This is a genomic window from Serratia sp. X3 (assembly GCF_014982455.1).
Classification (GTDB): domain Bacteria; phylum Pseudomonadota; class Gammaproteobacteria; order Enterobacterales; family Enterobacteriaceae; genus Serratia; species Serratia ureilytica.
In genome coordinates, this window is sequence record NZ_JADCNB010000001.1 from 802,542 (window position 1) to 825,153 (window position 22,612).

A 22,612-nucleotide genomic window follows, 5' to 3' on the forward strand; every position below is an offset into this window, starting at 1 on the left:
ATTCATGATGCTAATGTCACATCACCCCAGCATTAGGGGTGCTCATAAAATACCAAAAGATAAAATCATAGCCCAAATTATAAATTGGGCGTGACGGGCAGGGTTCTAATTATAATATCTAGGAAAATAAATGATGAAACGCAGTGTATTAGCCTTAGCTGTCGCCCTCGGGGCGGTCACCTCCTTCGCCAACGCGGCTGAAATCTACAATAAAGATGGCAATAAACTCGACCTGTACGGCCGCGTTTCGGCCAAACACGTTTTCAGTAAAGATAAAAGTGAAGACGGAGATAAAACGTATGTTCGTCTGGGCTTTAAAGGCGAAACCCAGATCAACGATCAGTTGACCGGTTACGGCCAGTGGGAATACAACGTTCAGGCCAACCACGATGAAGCGCAGGGCACCACCGGCACCAAAACCCGTCTGGGCTTCGCCGGCCTGAAGTTCGCCAACTATGGCTCGTTCGACTACGGCCGTAACTACGGTGTGGTGTACGACGCTGAAGCTTATACTGACATGCTGCCGGAATTCGGCGGCGACTCCTACAGCTATACCGACAACTTCATGACTGCGCGCTCCAACGGCCTGGCGACCTACCGCAACCGTGACTTCTTCGGTTTGGTGGAAGGCCTGAACCTGGCGTTGCAGTATCAGGGCAAAAACAACGAAGACAAGCGCAGCGTAACCAAGCAAAACGGCGACGGTTACGGCATGTCTCTGGACTATCAGGACATCGGCGGCACCGGCATCGGCGTTGCGGCGGCGTTCTCCGACTCCAGCCGCACCGGCGATCAGAAAGCGTTGCAGTACGGTAAAGGCGACAAGGCCACCGCCTGGACCACCGCAATCAAATATGACGCCAACCAGGTCTATCTGGCGGCCATGTATGCCGATACCCGCAACATGACGCCGATCAGCGTCAATGGCACTTCCGGCTTCGCCAACAAAACGCAGAACTTCGAAGTTGTGGCCCAGTACCAGTTCGAAAACGGTCTGCGTCCGTCTCTGGCCTACGTGCAGTCGAAAGGCAAGGATATTGAAGGGATTGGCGACGTCGATCTGGTGAAATACGTAGAAGTGGGCGCGACTTACTACTTCAACAAGAACATGTACACTTACGTCGACTACAAGATCAACCAGTTGAACGACGACAACAAACTGAAGCTGAACACCGACGACATCGTTGCCGTCAACCTGACCTACCGCTTCTAAGCTGCAATTCCATTACCCTCATCCTGTGTCGGGATCGGTAATCAGGCAGGGCGCAAGCCCTGCCTTCGTTTGTATCGCGCGCTCAGCCTTTTGGCGCCAACCCCACCAGCTCGATGGCTGAACGCAACGCGGCAAACCGCTGCTGATCCTGCTCTCGCTCTATCTCTGTCACCAGCTGCGAAAGAATATTGCCGCCGGATACCTTTTTATGGTTTTTGATTAACTGCAACACTGCGTCGCCTAACGCCAGGCTGACGTTGCGCAGCAGAATTTCATATTGCTCGTTGGAATGAGCCGATGCTGACATGACCTTTCTCTGTCTTTCTTCTTCGGGAGCCGCAATTTAACAAAACAGCGGCCTTATGCCTTGGAGGAAGACGCCGTTTCCGATGAAATCAGAAATTCCTCAGCATCAGGCGGGGGGATCAAAAATCCGAGTATTCGCTGGCCGGCAACCAGAAACCGTCAATAAATTCTTCCATGGGATAACAGCCGGCGTGACGCAGGTTCTGTTCCTTCATTGCCACCAGGCATTGCGGTTCGTCGCGCAATATGTCCACCACCATTTCACTGCAGCCGCCATCCAGATAACAGACAAACATCACCAATGCGTACATCTTGCAGCCTCCTTCGTCGAGCCGCCTTGTCTGCAACAGTGTAGGTAAAAAAGCGCGATTTTTCAGCATCATTGCGCGATAAAACGCCAATGAGGCGCCGCAGACGGCACTTTCGGAATTCTCCAGCCGTTTCTGGGGGCGAGAGCGGATGGCAGATCCTTTTGACGATGCTAAGCTTAACAAGCCTTACATCAACGCATTAGTGCAACCATCAAAAGGAGTGAATATGGGCTTGTTTAACTTTGTCAAAGAAGCGGGCGAAAAACTGTGGGACACAGTCACCGGCAATGCCTCCGCCGAAGATCAAAGCGCCAAACTCAAGGAGCATCTCGATAAGAGCGGCCTGCCGGGCACCGACAAAGTCGATGTGCAGGTGGTCGATGGGAAAGCGGTGGTGACCGGCGATGCCGTCAGCCAGGAGCTGAAAGAGAAGATTCTGGTGGCGATTGGCAACGTAGCGGGCATCAGCGGTGTGGAAGACAAGGTGGCGGTAGCGCAATCCGACGCCGAGAGCCGCTTCTATACCGTGAAGAAGGGCGATACGCTGAGCGCAATCTCCAAAGAGATGTACGGTAACGCCAATCTCTACAACAAAATTTTCGAAGCCAACAAGCCGATGCTGTCGAGCCCGGACAAGATCTATCCGGGACAGGTGCTGCGTATCCCGCAATAACGCCTCTGTCTCCCCTGGCCCGGCGATGTGCCGGGCTTTTTTTTGCCTCCGCTATAAGCATCTCTTATTTCCCTTCCCTCTAAATAAAAGTTACACATACCGTGTGCCTGCGCTCGCCGGCCCGCGGCGGCGGTGTTGACCCTGGGGGGGAAAGTTGGTAGCGTCATGGCCCGGTTGCGGACTGAGCAGCCGAAGGGGGATTTCGCTCCTCCATTCTGAGGGGGTGTCTTGCCCCATCAAACAGCAATGCAGCAGTTGAACGAGTGAAAGCCGATTTAGTGAAACAGCAGCGTAACGCCTTGACGGATAAAAACTACAGAGAAACCTTGGGTGATGCGCAATTTGCGATCGTCGTTTTGGCGATTGCGTCCTGCTCACTGATCATTTTTACGTTGGCGGTCACGCTGTGGCTGACCTGACGTCATTAACTAGGGGAGAGAAAATGGAGCCCAATCTCCACGATGAAACCAAACTGTTGGCGATTATCGGCCTGTTGGTTTCTGTACTGCTGGTCGTGTCGATTCTCTTCGGAGTGACTTATTTCTCCGATCTCAGGCATGCCCACGACGATATCGATATTAAAAGCTGCTACATCAAAACACCTTAATCCGCGTGAGCGCGGCTGAGCGTCGTCGCTCTCCAGGGGGCGTTGTCCTGTGCTAAGCTGGGGCGATTATCCTTGGCGAATCGGCGCCATTCAGGAGGTCTTTGCGATGAGTCAGTCCCGTCCTACGCGCTTTTCACCCTCACGCGAGTGCCCTGTCGTTGACGGCGCGCGCCAGATCCAGCGCATTGCCGTGCGCAATGCCGAAGTGGGCGGCATTCCTATCAACCGTGCGTTGCCAACCCGGGAACGGCGCACCGTCGGCGCCTGGTGTTTTCTCGATCACGCCGGCCCGACGGTATTCAACGGCACCGCGCCCGGCATGGACGTAGGGCCGCATCCGCACACCGGTCTGCAAACCTTTACCTGGATGATCGAGGGTGAGGTGCTGCACCGCGATAGCCTCGGCAGCGAACAGTTGATCCGTCCGGGGCAGGTCAATCTGATGACCGCAGGGCGCGGCATCGCGCATACGGAACAGTCGGTAGGCGAGGAACGACGTCTGCACGCCGCACAATTGTGGATTGCGTTGCCGGCTGAATATGCCGACATGGCGCCGCGATTCGATCATTATCCCGATTTGCCGCAGTGGCGGAATAACGGCGTGAATCACCGTTTACTGGTCGGGGAATTTGGCGCTTATCGTTCACCGGTGTTTACTCTTTCGCCATTAATCGCCATTGATATGGAATGGCAAGAGGCGGCGACGGCGCAATTGCCGCTGCGCGCTGATTATGAAATCGGCTTTTTGCCCCTAATTGGTGCATTTGAACTTAATGGTGAAACATTTTCACCTGACGCATTCGCCTATTTAGGCATGGGTAATAACTCTATTGAGTTAAATGCAGAGAAGGGCGGCCGGGGATTATTAATCGGTGGAGCGCCGTTAAATGAAGAGATCCTTATCTGGTGGAACTTCGTTGGCCATACCAAAGCGGAAATTATTCAGGCTCAGCGCGATTGGGAGCAGGAAACGGATCGTTTTCCGGCGGTCAGCGGTTATTCCGGTGAGCGCATGGCCGCGCCACGCCTGCCGTGGAGCGAAGTTTGATAGCGTTAGGATATAATCGCCGAGATTATTCGACTTATTTCGCTCTAATAACGCGCAATAAATGTGATCGCGGCTCCAGCTTCACGACAATATAAAGTTTCTCAACGAAATAGTGATCTGACGCATATAATGATAAACGGAAGAAGATTAGGATAATCCTCAGGAAGTCAGGTTGTCTCCCGTTAGTCTGATGTCAGTGAGGTCATTATGAGCCAAGTTCTTTATCGTGCAAGACTGTCCCATGTCGTGGTTGCCACGGCGCTGTTTTGGGTCTCTGTCGCGGCATTGTTGGTTGCCGTATTACACTAACCTCAAAAAATGACTCCTGCATAAACCCGCTTCGGCGGGTTTTTTTATCTTAGATGCTGAGCGATATTCATCCATCACTTATACTTGACGGCATTCCCATTTCGCTATTTGGATAATCATGAAGCTCTTTGCCGACATTGTTCTGCTGCTTATCGCGGCGCTCCACCTTTATATCCTGGTATTGGAAATGTTCCTGTGGCGCGCGCCGATCGGCAGGCGAGCATTCGGGACGACGGCGGAGTTCGCCGCGGCCACGCGGGTCTTGGCCGCCAACCAGGGGCTGTACAACGGTTTTCTGGCGCTGGGCCTGGTATGGGGCTATTGGCGTGAGGATGTGGCGCTGCAGCTGTTCTTTCTCGGCTGCGTGCTGGCGGCCGGCGTGTTCGGCGGGCTGACCGCCAGCCGCAAGATCCTGTGGGTGCAGGCGTTGCCGGCCGCGATAGCGCTGCTGGCGGTCTGGGGCGCGCGTTAACCCGCCGGTTGACGGCGGGCGAAAATCAGGCGGATTTTTGGTGAATGACGTGCAGCGGCGGATCGATGTGCAGATCGACGCTCAGATCCTGGCGGAAATCGTAAGGCGTGATATTAAAACGCTTTCTGAACATGTAGGTGAAGTGGGACTGTGAGCCGAAGCCAAAGTCCAGGGCGATATCGAAAATCGACGCTTCACTGCTGCGCAGTTGATAGACCGCGCCGGCCAGACGGCGTTCACGAATGTATTTGCCCAGCGAAATCCCTGTCGCTTCTTTGAACAGCTTCTGCATATGCCACAGCGAGTAGCCGGAGTACTCGGCCAGCTCTTCGAGATGGATCACTCGTCCGAGGTGAGTTTCGACCCATTTGCTGAGGGCGCAGACCAATGAGAGATGGTGTTCTTGTATCATCAGTGCGTCAGTGTGAGATCTACATAGCGGTGAAGTATACACAACTTGCCGCCGCGGACAAAAAACGCCGCCGATGACGGGGCATGATTCGGAAAAACCGTTGAACCGCCGCTTGTCAGCCGAAAGGAAAAACGGCTAATCTGAGACTGTCGCCGCCGCGGTGGGTGACGCGGAGAAGACCGCAGCAAGAACCGCCAAAACAGAGTCAGCCGTAACAACTCAACGTTGATGGGGTGATCGCATGTTAATGACAGTGATTATTACTCTGGTTGTAATCGTGGGCGTCGGCGCTTTTATGGCGACGCCGGTGATGAGCATGAAAAATGCGGAAGGTGTGGGAGGTGAAGAACCGTGAGAGCAAGCAGAGATGCACGCCGCAGAGCGGGGTGAGCGCTAATCGGGAAAGCCTGGGCCAGAAACCCGGGCTTTTTGTTGCCTGGCGGCTTAAACGTTTTTACGCTCGACGGTTTCCTCTCCCCAATAAAGCTGGTCGGCGGTGGTTTTGGCAAAAGCCATTTCCAGCGCTTCATCGCTGCCTTCTTCCCAGATCTTCTGCGCCAACACTTCATCGTTGCCTGCCAGTTCAAAAATAGCTTCGGCAATTTCCACCGAAGTTTCACGCACTGTTGCCCAGGATTTCACATTGTGATTCGCCATAACTATCTCCTGTTGGTTGTGGCTTAGGTTACGGATGTTTTTATCACCGTCATGCTGCAAGTATAGGCTAATCTGCCGCGGGCTTTTGCCCGGCGGTGCGCAGAACGGGGAAAAAGGCGGGGAGGGCGGGCAATGGCGCAGGCGGCATGCTATTCTGTGCGGCGTTTGAATCAAAAGGGAAAGTTATTATGTCTGACATGCTGAGCAACGAGCAGGAATTGGCTTCCGATCTGGTCGCTTGCCAACTGGTCATTAAACAGATTCTGGACGTTATCGACGTGATTGCGCCGACCGAAGTGCGCGACAAGATGGCGGGCCAGCTCAAAAGCATCGATTTCTCCACGCATCCCGCCGGCGCCGATCCGGTGACCCGCAGAGCGATTGACAAGGCGATTGCACTGATCGAGTTGAAGTTTACCCGCAATTGAGGCGGAGCCGCCGCAGAGCGACGGCGTCGGGCGGTGGCGGTTAATCCACCACCGTTTCGATTTTCTTGAACAGCGGGCAGTCGGCCACGCCGATGAAACCGTTGTCGCCATTGACGTACTGGGCGATCGCCACGTTGCGCGCCGTCAGGTATTTGCACTGCAATCCCAATCCGCCGACGTTCTTATTGCTGCCGATCAGCACGCCGTAGCCCGAGATCAAAAAGCCGCCGTAAATGACCGCCAATACCAGTACCCACTTAATCAGTCTGCTCATTGCGTTTCCTCGTTATCCCTGAGGGTTCATCTAGCCACGGCGCCAGCGCGAGGGCAAGGGTAACAGTCTGAAAACCGGGCGATAGCCAGAAATCTAAACGACAAGTTAAACTTCGTTTAACTTTGCTGTGATAACATGCGCGATAGACCATCCTGATAACAATGAGGCTGCTAAATTTGTTGCGAAAAAAAATCCTCGTGATAATGACGGCCGTCGCTGCCTGCCTGTTTTTCTACCTGTTGGCGCTGGACAGCTATTGCGACGATGGTGGAAATTTTGCGCTGGGCATCTGTTCGGTGACGCGCTTCGTACCCTGGTAAGCAATTTTTGGCGGGGATGTTCGCCCGGCCGCTGCGAGTGTTAAGATGGCGGCCTGAATTTCGCAGTAGATAGGGTTGTCCATGTACGATTTAGGTTTTGGCCAGAACGGCCTGTTGTCGTTGGCTCTCGCCGCCGTGGCGTTGCTGGTGGGGCTCTGGGTTTGGTTCCTGGTGAACCGCGCCAGCGTGCGCGCCAACGAGCAGATTCGCCTGCTGCAGGAAATTGCCGAGCAGCAACGGCAACAAACGGCGCTGTTGAAGCGTTTGGCGCACAGCGCTCGCGCCGACGGCGGCGAGGCTGATGACGACGATCTCAGCCCCGCGCTGGATTTCAAAGGTTTTATCCCCGAACGTTGAACACTATGCCCCGGCCGGCGCTGCGCCGCCGGGGCGCTTCAGTAAAACACCATGCCCTGATACGGTTTTTCCCGGCATGCCGCCAGGCGGCTGGCCAGATCGCCGGCATGGATCTCCAACTGATGCCCATCAGGATCGAGAAAATAGAGCGACTCGCCCTCGCTGCGATTGCTTTTCCACTCTTCTGCGCCGCTCTGGCGCAGCCGCTCGCTGACCCGTTCAATGTGTTCCGGCGCGACGCTGAAGGCGTAATGGGTGTAATCACGCGCCCGTGGTGGCGTGCGCGCCTCATCCAACGACAGGCACAGCCACAACGCCCCCAACGACAGATAGGCGCCGCCTTGCCAGCGGGCGTGAGGGGTGAACCCCAACAGATGGCGGTAAAAATCGAAGCTGCGATCGAGATCGCTGACGGCGAGCGTCAGGTGGTTGAGGCCGGTCAACATGCGTGCGTTTCCTGGGCGCTAAACAGACGAAAAGTGTACGCAGAAGGGGAGAAAAGTTAAAGGGGGCGAAACATTAGTGCAGATAATGTGAAAACCGGCGACGCTGTCATAAAACTGTCTTACAGACATCGTAATGTAGCGCGAACCTTACAAAAGATGGATAAAGCCGATGATTAAATGGTACGAAGAAAGCGATGCCGAAGTGAACCGCAGCATTGCGCTGCTGACCGGGGAGAACCCGGACAAGTGGTATCCCTACGGCGGCGTAAAAGGTAAAGATTACTGCAAGAATCCCTCCGACGCCTGGCCGATCATTTGCGCCAACAAAATCAGTCTGAACCCCGACAACCACAGCGACAGCCCACAGTGGCAGGCGCGCATGAGCACCCAGGGCGGTGAATGGCAGGCCGACAGCGCCAGCCCGCTGCGCGCGGCGATGATCTGTTTTCTGATGAGCCGACAGGCTAACTGATTCGCAAAAATACCGGTGATTGGTAAGAGTTTCTCCTTTTTCTAATAACAGAGCTGTCGTTGGCGGAGGCTGTTTATGAAGCGCATTATCAAAGGTGATAAAAACTTGTCTCATCTGGTGATTGCCCATGCGGCGATCGATCGTCATGCCGAAAGCTTCGGCCAGCGCCGTCAGGGCTGGCCCTCGACCTATCTGATAAAATATCAAAACGATCGCGTGGCGGTGGAAGTGGTTACGCGTCGCCAATCTTATGTCGCCACGCTGATGATCGGCGCGCGCAACCTGACCAAACTGTGCGGTATGCCTGGCTGAACGCCGCCGTTACCCGCTCCCGCGCAGTAAAAAATCGCGCTCCGGTCTGCCGTCTCGGGGCGCTATTCCTTGATGCTCACGGGGTTAAGTGTTAAAAAGCCGCCCGCAGATACATTTATTGATTGGTGAAATCTTGGCCGATAACGGCAAGGAGGTACGCCATATGAGGATAAGATGGGCGGTCAGCATCAGGATACCCCGCTAAAACGCGGATTAAAAAACAGACACATACAGCTTATTGCCCTCGGGGGCGCCATCGGCACCGGTTTATTTCTCGGCATTGCGCAAACCATTAAAATGGCCGGCCCCGCCGTGCTGTTGGGCTACGCCATCGGCGGTTTTATCGCGTTTTTGATCATGCGCCAGCTGGGCGAAATGGTGGTGGAGGAGCCGGTCGCCGGATCTTTCAGTCACTTTGCCTATAAATATTGGGGTGATTTCGCCGGCTTCCTTTCCGGCTGGAACTACTGGGCGATGTTCATTCTGGTCGGCATGGCGGAATTGACCGCCGTCGGCATCTACATTCAGTACTGGTGGCCAGAGATCCCCACCTGGGCGTCCGCCGCGCTGTTCTTTGTGTTGATCAATCTGATCAACCTGGTGAACGTGCGCCTGTACGGCGAAACCGAGTTTTGGTTCGCCATCATCAAGGTGGTGGCGATTGTCGGCATGATCGTGTTTGGCGCCTGGCTGTTGGCCAGCGGCAACGGCGGGCCGCAGGCCAGCATCACCAACCTGTGGCAGCAGGGCGGCTTTATGCCGCACGGCTTCTCGGGGCTGGTGATGGCGATGGCGGTGATCATGTTCTCGTTCGGCGGGCTGGAGATGGTGGGCATCACCGCGGCGGAAGCCGCCGATCCGCGTCGCAGCATTCCTAAAGCGACCAATCAGGTGGTGTACCGTATTCTGATTTTCTATATCGGTTCGCTGACCGTACTGCTCTCGCTTTATCCGTGGGGGCAAGTGGTGGAGGGCGGTAGCCCGTTCGTGCTGATCTTCCATGCGCTGAACAGCAATCTGGTGGCGACGGTGCTCAACGTGGTGGTGCTGACCGCCGCATTGTCGGTCTACAACAGCGGCGTTTACGCCAACAGCCGCATGTTGTTCGGGCTGGCCAGCCAGGGCAATGCGCCGAAAGCGCTGACGCGCGTCAACAAGCGCGGCGTGCCGGTGCTGTCCATCGCACTGTCGGCGCTGATTACCTCGATCGGCGTGCTGATCAACTATCTGATGCCCGGCAAGGCGTTTGAGCTGCTGATGGCGCTGGTGGTGTCCACCCTGGTGATCAACTGGGTAATGATCTGCCTGGCGCACCTGAAATTCCGTGCGGCGAAGAACCGTCAGGGCGTCATTCCAAGCTTTAAGGCGCTGTGGTATCCGTTCGGCAACTATCTGTGCCTGGCGTTCCTCGGCCTGATTTTGGTGATTATGTATTTCAGCGAAGGGATCCGCATTTCGGTGTTGCTGATGCCGGTGTGGGTTGCAGTGCTGTGGGGCGGGTTCATGCTGACGCGCCGCAAAGGCGCCAAGCGTTAATCTGCGCGCGGAGGCGTATTGCGCCTCCGCGCTCTTCTCGTCAGCTGCGCGGCATAAAGGCGCGCCCCTCACCGTCACCCCGTCCCAGCAGTTTCCGGCACAGCAGCAGCAGGGTGCTGATGACGTCGATGGTCACCACGCTGAGCATCAGCAGGGTCAGCATGAAGAACCCGAGCAGCGAACCGCCAAGCAGCACCAGCGGTGCAGGCACGCGCACGCGGCGCAGCTTCATGGCGAAATACATTTTCCAGTATTGCTTCTGCGCCAGCAGCGCGCTGCGAATACGGCGCCCCAGGCCTGCGCCTGATTTGCGGGATGTCGAACGACTCATAACTTCTCCTTTTCTGTATGCCCTACAAGTCAATCACAAAGTTCTTAAGAGAGTCTTAACGGGCTCTTGGCGGCCCTGGCTGTCTCACCGAAGTGAGACAACAGCATACGGCAAAAGCTCCCTCAATGCAGCGCACGGCTGACGAAGTGCGAGCTTCATCGGGTTTGTTACACTGAAAGTCATGCCCGTGCAGGGCGCTGAGGGTCGGGAGAAGACGCTGGATGAAAAGAATCAACCGTTATTACGACGCGGCCAAGGCGCATCACACGCCGGAGGGATTTCGCAACCCGGAACCTTCGCGGCGTCAGGAGGGGGATCTTCAACGTTGGCAAGATGAGCGCAAGCGCCAGGGGTTGCCCAAGCCGCCGCAGCAGGGCTACGCGCAATTTACCGAACGCTGGTGGCAGCCGGCCGATCTCAGCGGCAGTGGCGACAGCGTCTGGTGGTTGGGGCATGCCTCGATGCTGCTGCGGTTGAGCGGGCGCTATATTCTGATCGATCCGGCGTTGTCCGAACGCGCATCGCCGCTGAGCTTTTACGGCCCGAAGCGCAGAACGCCGCCGCCGCTGACGGTGGAGCAACTGCCGGCGGTGGATGCGGTGCTGATCTCCCATAACCATTATGACCACCTTGACAGGCGCACGGTGCGGCAATTGGCGCGGCGTTTCCCTCAGGCCGAGTTCATCGTGCCGCTCGGCTTGAAGCGCTGGTTCCGCCGTTATCGGCTGAAGGTGCATGAGCTGGACTGGTGGCAGAGTCTGCCGTTGGGCGAGCTGACGGTCTACGCCACGCCGGCGCGGCACTGGAGCATGCGCACGCTGTGGGATCGCAATCGCTCGCTGTGGTGCGGCTGGGTGATCCACCATCCGGCGCTGCGGTTTTATTTTTCCGGCGACAGCGGCTATTCGGAACGGCTGGCGGAGATCGGTCAACGGCTGGGGCCGTTCGACGTGGCGGCGCTGCCCATCGGCGCCTATGCGCCGCGCTGGTTTATGCAGGAGCAGCATATGGATCCGCAGCAGTCGGTGACGCTGTACCGTCAACTGAATCAGCCGCGCGCCATTCCCATTCATTGGGGGGTGTTCGAATTGGCGGATGAATCGCTGGACGAGCCGCCGCAGCAGTTGAACCTGGCGTTGAGTGAGGCGGGGCTGGAGCAGCATCAATTCCATCCGCTGAAGATTGGCGAGCGCATCGCGTTGCAGGACTCACCGTCTGCGTTACCTCATCATCCGGCGGCGCTGCGGGATGAATAAAACCAACGGTTTGAAAGCGCGGCTGTAATTAGCCGAATTGATAAGCGCGGGTGGTGATTCAAATAACCCCCTTGTTTTCAGGATTTAATTCAACGTTGAACTTTCGTTATTGATAAGACTATTCCGGCTATTGAGGTTAATGATATTCGGATTATTTATGATGAACCCACCGGCAAGCGGGAGAGGTGCCGGCGCTTTGCATGTTTATGCATCCGTTGTGCAGAGCGGATGCGTCACCGCTGGCCCGTGCGCCGTGCTCGCCCGCGCCGTTTGGCGGCAGGGCTGAAAGCCGATGATGAATGGGCTTTCCGGCGGTAAATGGTCGGAGGAGCGATGAATAAATTGGCCCCCGTTCATCGATATTCAAATGTTGCATATCAAATTCCATAAAGATTCAAATTTTTTAACGCTATAAGCGGCAAAAAAGCGGAAATGACGAGACAGATAGGCGTCAATACGATGAAAGTTTTGTTAAAATGCCAGCAGAATGCGGGGTCTGGCGCAGTGATTTCGGCAAGCAGAAAATAGCCGATGCTTCAACATCTTTTGGCCTATTTAAGCAAATGTGGCTCTCGACCGTTTCAAATATGTGCGACATGTCGTTCAGTGATTAAAAATGGCTTGCCATCGCATACAGAGTATGTGATAACGCATCTGGGTAAAACGAGGTACAGTTCTGTATATGTGTGGCATTTTCAGTAAAGAAGTTCTGAGTAAAGACGTTAGCGTTGAATACCGCTTCTCTGCCGATCCTTATCTTAGTGCCTCAAGCAGTAACGACTCTAGTTTGTCTATGTAACGCCTACGGGCGGTTTAAACAATCCAAAGGAAATACTCAAGATGGCAAAGATCAAAGGTCAAGTTAAGTGGTTCAACGAGTCTAAAGGTTTCGGTTTCATCACCCCGGCTGACGGCAGCAAAGACGTGTTCGTACACTTCTCTGCAATCCAGGGTAACGGCTTCAAAACCCTGGCTGAAGGCCAGAACGTTGAGTTCGAAATCCAAGATGGCCAGAAAGGCCCATCTGCAGTAAACGTTACTGCTATCTAATCAGCGTCAGCTGTACAAAAAGCCCGCCTTCGCGCGGGCTTTTTCGTTTCCGTCATTCGGCGACGATGACGATGCCGGCGTACTGGTTGCGGCCTTTAATGCCCGGATGCGTCGGATCCTGTGCGCGCCGATGGCTGTTGCGGCGATAGCTGGTGTATTTGAAGCGCTGCGGCCGCTGCGGATCGACGTCCGGCGTGCAGATAGTGCAACTGCCTGAGCGGTCAACGGCGGCGAAGCCGAGCGTCGTCAGCTTGTATTCGGCGATCGCGGCCAGATCCAGATGCCGATAGTGCGGGCTGATCAGCGTAGCGGGCAGCGGCAGAAGCTGTTTAAAGTTTTCCACCAGCGCTTCGTCAACTTCGTAACAGCACGGGCCGGCGGCGGGGCCGATGGAGGCCACCCAATCGGCGGTGTCGCCGTCCTGGCGAATGCGGGCCGCCATCTGTTCCAGAATACCGTCCAGCAACCCGCGCCAGCCGGCGTGTACCGCCGCGATGGCGCCGCCGTCACGACGGCTGAACAGCACCGGCAGGCAATCCGCCGTCAGCACGCTGAGCAGAATGCCGGGCTGGCGCGTGTAGAAGCCATCGGCTTCACCGCACGCCTGAGCCGGTTGCAGCACATCGACGATGCGGGTGCCATGCACCTGCTTCTTTTCCGGCAATGTGGCGCTGTAGGGCAGCAGATGCCCTGGCAGCAGCGCGAGTTTACTGCCGAAGCCGTGCTGAATGTGGGGCACCGCATCGAGCAGCGCGGAACGATCGCTCATAAATTATTTTCACCTGCGTGAGAAAACAGACTCTCAGTGTAGCCAGCTTTTTCCCCGCTTGGCCAGGTGTTGTTGGCGATGAAAGCGAGCGGGGATGCGCCTTGCATCAAACCGGCGCCTTCTTTAGACTAGCCGCGCCCTGTCTCTCTGGAAGCCCATTCATGTCTTATCAATGTCCCCTGTGTCATCAGCCGCTGCATTTTTCATCTCAACAATGGCGTTGCGACAGCAATCATCAGTTCGATCAGGCCAAAGAGGGCTACGTCAATCTGCTGCCGGTACAGCACAAGCGATCGAAACAGCCGGGAGACAGCGCGGAAATGATGCAGGCGCGGCGCGCGTTTCTCGACGGTGGGTATTATCAGCCGCTGCAAGCGCAGGTGGCCGAGTGGCTGGATGTGGCGCTGGCGGCCGATGCTGGCGCGTTATTGGACATAGGCTGTGGGGAAGGGTATTACACCGCCGCCGTGGCCTCACGGCTGGCCCAGGGGCGCAATATGGCGGTCTACGGGCTGGACGTCGCGAAGGTGGCGATCCGCTATGCCGCCAAACGTTATCCGGCGGTCTCGTTCTGCGTCGCCTCCAGCCACCGTTTGCCGTTCGCCGACGGGGCGCTGGATGCGGTCTTGCGCATCTACGCCCCTTGCAAGGCGCAGGAGCTGGCGCGGGTGGTGAAGCCGGGCGGCGTGGTGGTGACGGTTTCGCCGGGCCCGCGTCATCTGTACCAGCTGAAAGAGCGGGTGTACCAGCAGGTGCAGCTGCATGCCGAACAGGACGAACAGTTCGATGGGTTCGACTGCGAGCGCAAAGAGGCGCTGGCCTATACGATGACCTTGCCGGGCGCGCAGGCCGCCAACCTGCTGCAGATGACGCCGTTCGCCTGGCGCGCCACGCCGGAGGTGCAACAGCGGTTGGTCGAGGGCGGGGAGTTTGTGTGCGAGACGGATTTCGTCCTGGCGCTGTACCGACGTCGCGCTTAAAAAGCGCGGCGTCCAGAAACAAAAAAACCTGCCGCGGCAGGTTTTTTTGCAGTTCGGTCGCCTCAGGCCAGGTAGCCGAGGTGTTCCAGCAGGATGTTGACGCCGATACCTATCAGCACCACGCCGCCGAGGATCTCGGCGCGTTTGCCGAGCAGCGGGCCGATAAAGCGGCCGATCATCATGCCCAGCGTCGCCATGATCATGGTGGCGCAGCCGATGGCCATCGCGGTGTGCACGATATTCACCTGCAGGAAGGCCAGGCCGACGCCGATCGCCATGGCGTCGAGGCTGGTGGCGATGGCGGTGGCGACCAATAACCAGAAACCATGGCGTTTGACCTTCTCTTCTTCGTCGGGCCTGTTGCGCACCCCTTCGACGATCATGCGCATGCCGAGAATCAACAGCAGCGAGAAGGCGACCCAGTGGTCCCATTCCATGATGTATTGGCTGGCGAACAGGCCGATGGCCCACCCGATGAGCGGGGTGATCGCTTCCACCACGCCGAAGATCAGGCCGGTGCGGATCGCTTCGCGAAAACGGGGTTGATGCAGGCTGGCGCCTTTGCCGATCGAAGCGGCGAAAGCATCCATGGACATGCCGAAAGCGAGAATAAGCGTTGCTGAAAGGTTCATGTGAAATAGCCTCGGCCGGGTGGCTCCATATACACGTAACCCACCCCCAACCAAACGACGGAGTTACGTGTCTATGGTCTCGCCAACCTTACCTGGCTGCCCGCACCACGTTTCATACGGCGAAACGAGTATGTTGATACGGGCGTTCCTGGTATTTATTCTCCAGAAACCGGCTACTCCCCAATGACGGCGCAACCATACCATATTATTTCAGCCATCGACAACCTTATTTTTTGCCAATATCGGTTCTTAATTGAGACTTGTTTTCATTAATCTGAGTTCATGCGGGAATATAATGTAGCCGGGGGTAACAATGTTGCGGAAATAATAGTCAGAAAGGAATTGGCGCTGCCGATTAATTGTCCATAAGCAGCGCGGGGTTTGAGCGATAACGGAATGGGTTTATTTTTTATTCATTGATTATCAACGAAAAAGTGATAAATCCTCTCCAGGTCGTCCAGGTGAGTTACCTGAACCAACAGCCGGCGCTGTTCCAGGTCGATGGCCAGAATGCCATCCTCCGATAAATTCATGGCTTTAATGCGGTTATATTCGACAAACACATTGGCGAAGAAAAAACCGTGCGCTTTAAACACCATCTTGGGCGAGCGAATATAAGCGATATAGATGGCGAGCAGCGCCAAAGAAATAAGCAGGTAAGTGGTTAATGCCGCGCCGTTGGTGGTGACGTTGCGGTAAATCAGAATGGCGATCAGGCCGACGAAAATCAGGCTGTCGAGCCGGTTTCGGCGTTTAAGCGGCACTTTGAGCCGCGTTTTGCCTTTCAGCAGATCCATGCCGAATTCGTCGTACAGCGAATACAGCAACAGCAGGGCGATGAACAGCATCAGTACGCCGTCGGTCAGTGACATCTCTTGCTCCACACATAAAAAAACCGGGGGTTGCCCCCCGGCCGTTCCGAACGATTACAGGCCCAGCAGGCCAATCCAATAGCCAAAGATACCGATGACGAAGAAGCCGATGATGATCCACAGCGCGTTGACTTTCTTGCGCAGCAGCCACATGCAGGCGAAGGTCAACAGCAGCGGCACCAGGCCCGGCATCAGCTGGTCGAGGATAGTCTGCACCGTGGTGACGTTGGTATGCCCGGTCTGGTCGGTTATCTTGGACACCACCAGCGGGATATTCACGTGCGTCCACTTGTTGACCAGCGCCCCCATCACAAACAGGCCGAGAATGGACGCTCCTTCCGTCAGTTTTTGCAGGAAGCCGCCGCCCATGTCGTTGACGATATCCACCCCTTTACGGTAACCGTAGGCCACGCCGTAGTAGCGGGTCAGTAGGCGCACCAGGTTGAACAGCACGAAGAACAGGATCGGTCCGAGCAGGCTGCCGCTCATGGCGATGCCGGCGCCGAGCGCGGCGAACACCGGCCGCACGGTGCCCCAGAAGATCGGGTCACCGACGCCTGCCAGCGGCCCCATCAAACCGACCTTGATGCCGTTGATCGCGCCGTCGTCGATCGGTGCGCCGTTGGCGCGTTGCTCTTCCATCGCCATGGTCACGCCGAGTACCGGCGCCGCCACGTAAGGGTGCGTGTTGAAGAACTCGAGATGGCGTTTGATCGCCTGTTTGCGATCGTCATTGTTTTCCGGATACAGGCGACGGATCACCGGCACCATCGAGAAGCAAAAACCCAGCGCCTGCATGCGTTCGAAGTTCCATGACCCCTGGAACAGGTTAGAGCGCAGGAATACGCCGCGAATGTCGGCCGGCGTGAGTTTCTTTTGAGCAGTTGTATCAACCATTTCTCTCACCTATTCCTAGTCGAGTTCGTTATCGAGATCGTTCGCGTTAGCCGGGCCGGCCTGGACAACCTGAGATTTGTTGTATTTCGGGCTGAGCTGGATATACAGCACGGCCATCACCACGCCGATGACGCCGAGCGCCACCAGGTTGAAGTTGGTGAAGGCGGCGGTAACGAAACCGAGATAGAAGAACGGCATCAGGTAGCCGGCGCGCATCATGTTAATCACCATTGCGTAACCGACCACGACGATCATGCCGCCGGCGATGTTCAGGCCGCTGGTGACCACTTCCGGGATCGAGTTGAGCAGGGCGTGTACCCCGGCGGTGCCGACCGAAATGGCGACGATGACCGCAGGGATGGCGATACGCATCGCCTGCAGCAGCAGGGCGCCGATATGGATCCAGGTGATGGCGCGCAGGCTGCCGCGCTCCGCCGCGCTGTCCGCCGCGTGCTGGAAGGCCACGGTGAGGGTGCGCACGATGATGGTCAGCACCTGGCCGGCCGCCGCCAGCGGAATGGCCAGCGCGATACCGGCGCCGACGCTCTGCCCACCGGCGATGACCAAAATGGTCGAGATGATGGACGCCAGGGCAGCATCCGGCGCGACCGCCGCACCGATGTTCATCCAGCCGAGGGCGATCATTTCCAGCGTACCGCCGATGATGATGCCGGTTTTCATGTCGCCGAGGATGAAGCCGATAAGGGTACAGGCGACCAGCGGGCGGTGGAACTGGAACTCGTCGAGGACGGAACCCATCCCGGCGATACAGGCAACGATAAATATCAGCACAATCTGAAGAGTGGTGATCTCCATTGCACTTCTCCTATGACCAAAAAAGCTCTGAGTAAAATAATCAGCGGCTGGCGCCACTAATTGAGTTTGTTAATCAGGTCCATCATTTTTAGCCGGCTGTCGGACGAGACCTTACGCACCTCCAGCTCGATACCGCGGTCGTTCAGCTTCTTAAACGCTTCGATATCTTTTTCATCGACGGAAACGGCGTTGTTCACCTGGGTTTTTCCCTGACGGAACGCCATGCCGCCGATATTGACGGATTTAATCTCCACGCCGCCTTCCACCAGACGCCAAACGTCGGTCGGGTTGGTGAATAACAGCATCACGCGATCGTTGGCGTATTTCGGGTTGTTCCAGACGCGGATGGCCTTCGCCACGTCCACCACGTGAGCGGTGACGCCCGGCGGGGCAACCTGGGTCAACAAGGTCTTGCGCACATGGTCGGCGGCGACCTCATCGCTGACGACGATGATGCGGCTGACGTTGGTCTCTTTGGTCCAGCGGGTGGCGACCTGGCCGTGGATTAAGCGATCGTCGATACGCGCCAGGCCGATTTTCATGTGATCGTTCGGCCCCAACGGCGCCTGAGGAGCAGCGGCTTTCGGGGCGGGTGCTGCGGGTTTTGCGGGTTCTTCTTGCGGTTTTTTCAGCGCTTTCACGCCTTCACGGCCGGTTTCCAACGCCAGCGCCACCAGTTCATCGAAAGCGGGGTTATCGTCCCGCGCCATGAAGGTTTCCACCAGCATCGGAATGTTGACCCCGGTGACGACCTCATAGTTGTCTTTATCGACCGCAATGCGGCTGGCGGCGTTGAACGGGCTGCCGCCCCAGGTATCCACCAGGAACAGCACGCCGCCGCTGGTATCCAATCCACTGATTTTTTCGTTGTACTTGACGATTAACGTTTCGGCATTCTCACCGGGAACGAAGTCTATAAAGGCGACGTTGTCCTGCTCGCCCAATAGCATCTCCGCCGTTTTCAGCAGTTGTTCCGCTGCAGCCCCGTGTGTGCCGATGATAATAGCTATTGCCACTCGCTACCTCCTCGTTGAACTCCAGGCACGGTGTGTATCGTTCTTCCGTGCCGTCTTGGCAGTCACTTCCGCGGTTCAGATACATTATGGTAGAAAAAAAGAAACGCACGCCTAACATTTCTCACGCAGTTTCAAATGCCTGTGCGCGATACTTCACGAACGCGTCATTTATTTTAGTGAGTGAAAAAATATTTTTTGTGACGCTGCTCCGCTATTGAATGCTCGGATAAATCTTAACGGTCGTGGGCGAGATGACAGGGCGCAACCTTAAACCGCCGTTGAAAAAGCCGCTTTGTCCGCCAGAAAAATCCTGATACAGTAATTTCCTCTTTCATCACTAAGGAGTGAAGGGCCTCAGCCCTCCCTATGGACTGTCACCGAAGTTACTGTTTTTCCAGGTTTCACCCGCCACCTGCTGGCGTTACATATGCTGTTCGGCCGCTCGGCCACCACCCGGTAATCCCATCCCGTCACCTTGCTATTGTCGACTGCGCCCATGCAGCGGCGGCATCGTCACGTCTGAGCCTCCTGCGCTCATTCCCACTTTTCTCTGGAGTCTGATATGGAATTTTTAATGGACCCCTCTATTTGGGCGGGGTTGCTTACGCTGGTAGTGCTGGAAATCGTGCTGGGCATCGACAACCTGGTGTTCATTGCCATTTTGGCCGACAAGCTGCCGCCGAAGCAGCGTGATAAAGCGCGCATCATCGGCCTGTCGCTGGCACTGCTGATGCGTTTGGGCCTGTTGTCGGTGATCTCCTGGATGGTGACGCTGACCACGCCGCTGTTCAGCGTCGGCGATTTCAGCTTCTCGGGCCGCGATCTTATCCTGCTGTTCGGCGGGGTGTTCCTGTTGTTCAAAGCCACCATGGAGCTGCATGAACGGCTGGAAGGGCAGACGCACCAGGACGGCGCCAACCGCGGTTACGCCAAGTTCTGGGCGGTGGTGGTGCAGATCGTCATCCTCGACGCGGTGTTCTCGCTCGATGCGGTGATTACCGCCGTGGGCATGGTGAACGATCTGCCGGTGATGATGGCGGCGGTGGTGATCGCGATGGCGGTGATGCTGTTGGCGTCCAAACCGTTGACTAACTTCGTTAACGCGCATCCGACCATTGTGGTGCTGTGCCTGAGCTTCCTGCTGATGATCGGCCTGAGCCTGATCGCCGAAGGCTTCGGCTTGCATATTCCTAAAGGCTATCTGTACGCCGCGATCGGCTTCTCGATCCTGATTGAATTGTTCAACCAGATCGCGCGTCGCAACTTCATCAAGCATCAGGCGCGTCGCCCGATGCGCGAGCGCACCGCGGAAGCGATCATGCGCCTGATGGGGCAGCAGCGCGCGCAGCAGACGGACGATGCGGTCGCCTTGCCGCGGGATGAAACCTTTGCGGAGGAAGAGCGTTATATGATCAGCGGCGTGCTGACGCTGGCCTCGCGCTCATTGCGCAGCGTGATGACGCCGCGCACCGAGATTTCCTGGGTCGATTGCGAGCGCTCTCGCGAAGAGGTGCGCGAACAGTTGCTGGACACGCCGCACAGTCTGTTCCCGGTGTGCCGCGATTCGGTGGATGAGATTGTCGGCGTGGTGCGCGCCAAGGATCTGCTGGTGGCGCTGGAGCAGGGTGAAGATATCGCCGAGTTCGCCGCCCGCACGCCGCCGATCGTGGTGCCGGAAACCATGGACGTCATCAAGCTGTTGGCGGTGCTGCGTCGCGCCAAAGGGCGTCTGGTGGTGGTCACCAACGAGTTCGGCGTCGTGCAGGGGCTGGTGACGCCGCTGGACGTGCTGGAAGCGATTGCCGGTGAATTCCCGGACGAAGATGAAACCCCGGACATCGTGGCGGAAGGCGACGGCTGGCTGGTGAAGGGCGGGACCGACCTGCACTCGCTGGAACAGGCGCTGGCCTGCGATGACCTGGTGAGCCCAACCGCGGACTACGCCACCCTGGCGGGGCTGCTGTTGGCCCACTACGGCCAGATGCCGGTGGTGGGGGATACTATCGAGCTGAACCACCTGCGTTTCGATATCGTCGACGTCTCCGAATACCGCATCGAACTGGTGCGTGTCACCCGCGTCGTCGTTGACGAGCCGACGCAGTCGTAACCCGTTCGCCGGAGGCTCAGGCCTCCGGCGGATCCTCTTGTGCATGCCTGACGCGTGATTCGTACTGCTGCAACCACAACGGGAAAACGTGGATCGGCATCGGTTTGGCGAAATAATACCCCTGCAGGGCATTGACCTCGCGTGAGCGCAGGTAGTCAGCCTGTTCCGCCGTTTCTACCCCTTCAGCCACCAACTTCAGCTTCAGCCGCTGCGCCAGCGTAATGATGGTGTCGGTCACCGTGGCGTTTACCGCGTCGGTGCCGATGGCTGCGGTAAACCCGCGGTCGATCTTCAACACGTCCGGGCTGAGGTTTTTCAGGTAGCTCAGCGAACTGTGGCCGGTGCCGAAATCGTCGATGGCCAGCATGATACCCATGTCTTTCAGCGTCCGGATCTGGTCATGCTGGATGGCCGACAGCGCGGTGCGTTCGGTCAGCTCCAGCATCAGTGACGGCATCGGGTGCGCCGGCAGCCAAATCTGGCGGATATCGTCGATGATGTTGAGCGTTTTAAAATGTTCGGCCGCGACGTTGATGCTGATGTAGAACGACGGCCGCGGCGGGAACAGCTGCAGATTTTCCGTCACGGTGTTCATCAGATAGCGGGTCAGCGGAATGATCAGCTCATGCTGCTCGGCCAGCGGGATAAACACGTCGGGCGAAATCCACCCCTGCCGTTTCTTTTTCCAACGCAGCAGCATCTCGACGCCGGCGCAGCGGCCGGTATCGCTGTGAATGATCGGTTGGCAGTAAACGCGGAACTCCCGGTGGGTAATGGCATGACCGATGTGATAAGACAGGCTCATGCGGTTAGCGGTGAGCAGGTAGACCACATAGGCCGCCAGCAGGCTGATCAACAGCGCCAGAGGAATATGGCGCGGCAGTGCGGAAAACGCCAGCATGCCGACCTGCGGGCCGAACAGCGAAATCGAGAACGGGTATCGCTCGGAACCGGCGGTGTAACGCAGATCGTTGGTCAGGGTGTCACGGCGCAGGATTTCACGGCGTCCGTATTCCAGGCTGCTGTCGGCTACGTTCAGCACCATTCGCTGAACATAAGGCTCCTGCGGTTCGAGTAAAAAGTTCGATAACAGCTCGATATTGAAGACATGCAGCACGCCGCTGGTTCTATCGCCGGGGGAGGGTGTCCACATCACCAACGTGGGCAGTCCTTTGCTCACCGCCAACGAAGGGCGCAGCGCCAGCTTGACGTTGCTGTTGACGAAAATCGGCAGCACGGCGGCCAACTGATAATGACGGGCGCCAAACAGGCTGGAGCAGTAGATGATGCCATTTTTTACCAGCAGCATGGCGCGCAGCGCCTGATTTTGCGCGGCGCGAAAGCGCAGGGTCGATGAGACGTTCTCGCAGGGTTGTTCCAGCATGTCCATACTGCGTTCCGCCTGCAGCTGCGCGGGGGACAGCAGTTGGTCAATCTTGCCGACGGTGCGGGTGGCCAACGTTTGCTGGCTCTGCTCGATGCTTTTGACCTCTTGATAGTAACGGGTATACAGCGATACCAACAGAATAGCCACGCCCACCGCTCCGGCCAGCAGCCAACGGTAGTAACGATATTGGGACGCGGCGAGGTGGGTCATCAACATCCGGTAAATCCTTGTTCGGTAATCCAGCTCCGAGTCACGGTCAGGCTATAGATCCTTAAGTTGCGCTCGGCTAATTCTAGCCTGAGGTTATACAAGATTGATGGTAACTCAGTAAATTATTTCGATTTGG

General features: G+C 56.8%; 31 protein-coding genes and 1 riboswitch. Of the genes, 17 read left to right on the plus strand and 14 right to left on the minus strand.

Annotated features, from left to right (window positions below):
* The first annotated feature begins 130 nt into the window (after positions 1-130).
* Entirely contained in the window at positions 131-1,213 is a 1,083-nt protein-coding gene (ompC, locus tag IMX17_RS03750) for a porin OmpC (RefSeq protein ID WP_304621610.1), read from the plus strand.
* Positions 1,214-1,295: 82 nt separating this feature from the next.
* On the opposite strand, the gene IMX17_RS03755 is transcribed toward ompC, so the two are convergent.
* Both IMX17_RS03755 and IMX17_RS03760 read right to left on the minus strand, forming a co-directional pair.
* Positions 1,296-1,520 (minus strand): biofilm development regulator YmgB/AriR family protein, encoded by a 225-nt coding sequence (locus IMX17_RS03755; protein ID WP_033643403.1) that lies wholly within the window; start codon positions 1,518-1,520, stop codon positions 1,296-1,298.
* A gap of 118 nt (positions 1,521-1,638) precedes the next feature.
* Complete coding sequence (locus IMX17_RS03760; protein WP_004934567.1) at positions 1,639-1,830, minus strand: YebW family protein; 192 nt, start codon at positions 1,828-1,830, stop codon at positions 1,639-1,641.
* Positions 1,831-2,056: 226 nt separating this feature from the next.
* On the opposite strand from IMX17_RS03760, the gene lysM reads away from it, so the two are divergent.
* From lysM to IMX17_RS03785, 5 genes are all read left to right on the plus strand, one after another.
* Positions 2,057-2,503: a peptidoglycan-binding protein LysM gene (gene lysM / locus IMX17_RS03765; protein ID WP_016927389.1), complete on the plus strand. Its 447-nt coding sequence runs from the start codon at positions 2,057-2,059 to the stop codon at positions 2,501-2,503.
* Between the two features lie 263 nt (positions 2,504-2,766).
* Positions 2,767-2,922, plus strand: coding sequence for a hypothetical protein (locus IMX17_RS03770; RefSeq protein ID WP_162882310.1), 156 nt, complete (start codon positions 2,767-2,769; stop codon positions 2,920-2,922).
* A 23-nt stretch (positions 2,923-2,945) separates the two neighbouring features.
* A complete protein-coding gene (locus tag IMX17_RS03775) occupies positions 2,946-3,110 on the plus strand; it encodes a hypothetical protein (protein ID WP_162837199.1) in 165 nt (54 codons plus the stop codon).
* Positions 3,111-3,216: 106 nt separating this feature from the next.
* Positions 3,217-4,158 (plus strand): pirin family protein, encoded by a 942-nt coding sequence (locus IMX17_RS03780; protein WP_193549721.1) that lies wholly within the window; start codon positions 3,217-3,219, stop codon positions 4,156-4,158.
* A gap of 427 nt (positions 4,159-4,585) precedes the next feature.
* Positions 4,586-4,939, plus strand: a complete 354-nt coding sequence (locus tag IMX17_RS03785) for a DUF1304 domain-containing protein (RefSeq protein WP_042784760.1) — start codon at positions 4,586-4,588, stop codon at positions 4,937-4,939.
* 25 nt (positions 4,940-4,964) lie between these two features.
* Here IMX17_RS03785 and IMX17_RS03790 read toward each other — a convergent pair whose 3' ends face one another.
* Positions 4,965-5,351, minus strand: a complete 387-nt coding sequence (locus tag IMX17_RS03790; protein ID WP_004927697.1) for a helix-turn-helix domain-containing protein — start codon at positions 5,349-5,351, stop codon at positions 4,965-4,967.
* A gap of 444 nt (positions 5,352-5,795) precedes the next feature.
* Positions 5,796-6,008 carry a YccJ family protein gene (locus tag IMX17_RS03795; RefSeq protein ID WP_046896654.1) on the minus strand — a complete coding sequence of 71 codons (213 nt, stop codon included), beginning with the start codon at positions 6,006-6,008 and terminating at the stop codon, positions 5,796-5,798.
* A gap of 188 nt (positions 6,009-6,196) precedes the next feature.
* On the opposite strand from IMX17_RS03795, the gene IMX17_RS03800 reads away from it, so the two are divergent.
* Entirely contained in the window at positions 6,197-6,436 is a 240-nt protein-coding gene (locus IMX17_RS03800; protein ID WP_046896655.1) for a DUF2766 family protein, read from the plus strand.
* A gap of 40 nt (positions 6,437-6,476) precedes the next feature.
* On the opposite strand, the gene IMX17_RS03805 is transcribed toward IMX17_RS03800, so the two are convergent.
* The gene (locus tag IMX17_RS03805; RefSeq protein WP_038877047.1) at positions 6,477-6,710 is read right to left on the minus strand and encodes a YobH family protein; all 234 of its coding nucleotides are present in this window, start codon (positions 6,708-6,710) and stop codon (positions 6,477-6,479) included.
* A 161-nt stretch (positions 6,711-6,871) separates the two neighbouring features.
* On the opposite strand from IMX17_RS03805, the gene IMX17_RS03810 reads away from it, so the two are divergent.
* Together IMX17_RS03810 and IMX17_RS03815 are read left to right on the plus strand one after the other, a co-directional pair.
* Positions 6,872-7,030: a PhoP/PhoQ regulator MgrB gene (locus tag IMX17_RS03810; RefSeq protein WP_004927688.1), complete on the plus strand. Its 159-nt coding sequence runs from the start codon at positions 6,872-6,874 to the stop codon at positions 7,028-7,030.
* Positions 7,031-7,111: 81 nt separating this feature from the next.
* Positions 7,112-7,387, plus strand: coding sequence for a YebO family protein (locus IMX17_RS03815; protein ID WP_046896656.1), 276 nt, complete (start codon positions 7,112-7,114; stop codon positions 7,385-7,387).
* Between the two features lie 38 nt (positions 7,388-7,425).
* Here IMX17_RS03815 and fos read toward each other — a convergent pair whose 3' ends face one another.
* A complete protein-coding gene (fos, locus tag IMX17_RS03820) occupies positions 7,426-7,833 on the minus strand; it encodes a fosfomycin resistance glutathione transferase (RefSeq protein WP_046896657.1) in 408 nt (135 codons plus the stop codon).
* A 169-nt stretch (positions 7,834-8,002) separates the two neighbouring features.
* Between fos and IMX17_RS03825 the strand changes: the two genes are divergently transcribed.
* From IMX17_RS03825 to IMX17_RS03835, 3 genes are all read left to right on the plus strand, one after another.
* Positions 8,003-8,305, plus strand: a complete 303-nt coding sequence (locus tag IMX17_RS03825) for a phage protein NinX family protein (RefSeq protein ID WP_033643391.1) — start codon at positions 8,003-8,005, stop codon at positions 8,303-8,305.
* 75 nt (positions 8,306-8,380) lie between these two features.
* Positions 8,381-8,617 carry a DUF4060 family protein gene (locus IMX17_RS03830; protein ID WP_025303167.1) on the plus strand — a complete coding sequence of 79 codons (237 nt, stop codon included), beginning with the start codon at positions 8,381-8,383 and terminating at the stop codon, positions 8,615-8,617.
* A gap of 174 nt (positions 8,618-8,791) precedes the next feature.
* Positions 8,792-10,153 (plus strand): amino acid permease, encoded by a 1,362-nt coding sequence (locus IMX17_RS03835; protein WP_033643390.1) that lies wholly within the window; start codon positions 8,792-8,794, stop codon positions 10,151-10,153.
* A gap of 40 nt (positions 10,154-10,193) precedes the next feature.
* Here IMX17_RS03835 and IMX17_RS03840 read toward each other — a convergent pair whose 3' ends face one another.
* Positions 10,194-10,484 (minus strand): hypothetical protein, encoded by a 291-nt coding sequence (locus IMX17_RS03840; protein WP_033643389.1) that lies wholly within the window; start codon positions 10,482-10,484, stop codon positions 10,194-10,196.
* Between the two features lie 221 nt (positions 10,485-10,705).
* Here IMX17_RS03840 and IMX17_RS03845 point away from each other — a divergent pair, with 221 nt between their 5' ends.
* The 3 genes from IMX17_RS03845 (at position 10,706) to cspE (ending at position 12,790) form a co-directional block, all read left to right on the plus strand.
* Positions 10,706-11,740 carry an MBL fold metallo-hydrolase gene (locus IMX17_RS03845; RefSeq protein WP_046896659.1) on the plus strand — a complete coding sequence of 345 codons (1,035 nt, stop codon included), beginning with the start codon at positions 10,706-10,708 and terminating at the stop codon, positions 11,738-11,740.
* Between the two features lie 682 nt (positions 11,741-12,422).
* Positions 12,423-12,539 (plus strand): DUF2627 domain-containing protein, encoded by a 117-nt coding sequence (locus IMX17_RS03850; protein ID WP_002211058.1) that lies wholly within the window; start codon positions 12,423-12,425, stop codon positions 12,537-12,539.
* Between the two features lie 41 nt (positions 12,540-12,580).
* Positions 12,581-12,790, plus strand: coding sequence for a transcription antiterminator/RNA stability regulator CspE (gene cspE / locus IMX17_RS03855; protein ID WP_002221949.1), 210 nt, complete (start codon positions 12,581-12,583; stop codon positions 12,788-12,790).
* A gap of 52 nt (positions 12,791-12,842) precedes the next feature.
* Here cspE and pgeF read toward each other — a convergent pair whose 3' ends face one another.
* Positions 12,843-13,559, minus strand: coding sequence for a peptidoglycan editing factor PgeF (gene pgeF / locus IMX17_RS03860; RefSeq protein ID WP_182264296.1), 717 nt, complete (start codon positions 13,557-13,559; stop codon positions 12,843-12,845).
* 161 nt (positions 13,560-13,720) lie between these two features.
* Here pgeF and rlmA point away from each other — a divergent pair, with 161 nt between their 5' ends.
* Positions 13,721-14,539 (plus strand): 23S rRNA (guanine(745)-N(1))-methyltransferase, encoded by an 819-nt coding sequence (rlmA, locus tag IMX17_RS03865; protein WP_182264297.1) that lies wholly within the window; start codon positions 13,721-13,723, stop codon positions 14,537-14,539.
* A gap of 62 nt (positions 14,540-14,601) precedes the next feature.
* Here the strand turns inward: rlmA and mntP are convergent, their stop codons facing one another.
* The 5 genes from mntP to manX all read right to left on the minus strand — a co-directional run bounded on the left by mntP (position 14,602) and on the right by manX (position 18,772).
* Positions 14,602-15,171 carry a manganese efflux pump MntP gene (gene mntP / locus IMX17_RS03870; protein WP_193549351.1) on the minus strand — a complete coding sequence of 190 codons (570 nt, stop codon included), beginning with the start codon at positions 15,169-15,171 and terminating at the stop codon, positions 14,602-14,604.
* 7 nt (positions 15,172-15,178) lie between these two features.
* A riboswitch (yybP-ykoY riboswitch) is annotated at positions 15,179-15,365 on the minus strand.
* 219 nt (positions 15,366-15,584) lie between these two features.
* The gene (locus tag IMX17_RS03875; protein WP_182264298.1) at positions 15,585-16,043 is read right to left on the minus strand and encodes a DUF986 family protein; all 459 of its coding nucleotides are present in this window, start codon (positions 16,041-16,043) and stop codon (positions 15,585-15,587) included.
* Positions 16,044-16,097: 54 nt separating this feature from the next.
* Positions 16,098-16,940 carry a PTS mannose transporter subunit IID gene (locus IMX17_RS03880; protein WP_033634889.1) on the minus strand — a complete coding sequence of 281 codons (843 nt, stop codon included), beginning with the start codon at positions 16,938-16,940 and terminating at the stop codon, positions 16,098-16,100.
* A gap of 15 nt (positions 16,941-16,955) precedes the next feature.
* Positions 16,956-17,756 (minus strand): PTS mannose/fructose/sorbose transporter subunit IIC, encoded by an 801-nt coding sequence (locus IMX17_RS03885; protein WP_033634888.1) that lies wholly within the window; start codon positions 17,754-17,756, stop codon positions 16,956-16,958.
* A gap of 56 nt (positions 17,757-17,812) precedes the next feature.
* On the minus strand, positions 17,813-18,772 hold the full coding sequence (gene manX, locus IMX17_RS03890) for a PTS mannose transporter subunit IIAB (protein WP_089194865.1): 960 nt from the start codon (positions 18,770-18,772) through the stop codon (positions 17,813-17,815).
* 562 nt (positions 18,773-19,334) lie between these two features.
* Between manX and IMX17_RS03895 the strand changes: the two genes are divergently transcribed.
* Positions 19,335-20,879 (plus strand): TerC family protein, encoded by a 1,545-nt coding sequence (locus IMX17_RS03895; RefSeq protein ID WP_046896663.1) that lies wholly within the window; start codon positions 19,335-19,337, stop codon positions 20,877-20,879.
* Between the two features lie 16 nt (positions 20,880-20,895).
* On the opposite strand, the gene IMX17_RS03900 is transcribed toward IMX17_RS03895, so the two are convergent.
* On the minus strand, positions 20,896-22,482 hold the full coding sequence (locus IMX17_RS03900) for an EAL domain-containing protein (protein ID WP_046896664.1): 1,587 nt from the start codon (positions 22,480-22,482) through the stop codon (positions 20,896-20,898).
* Positions 22,483-22,612 lie beyond the last annotated feature (130 nt).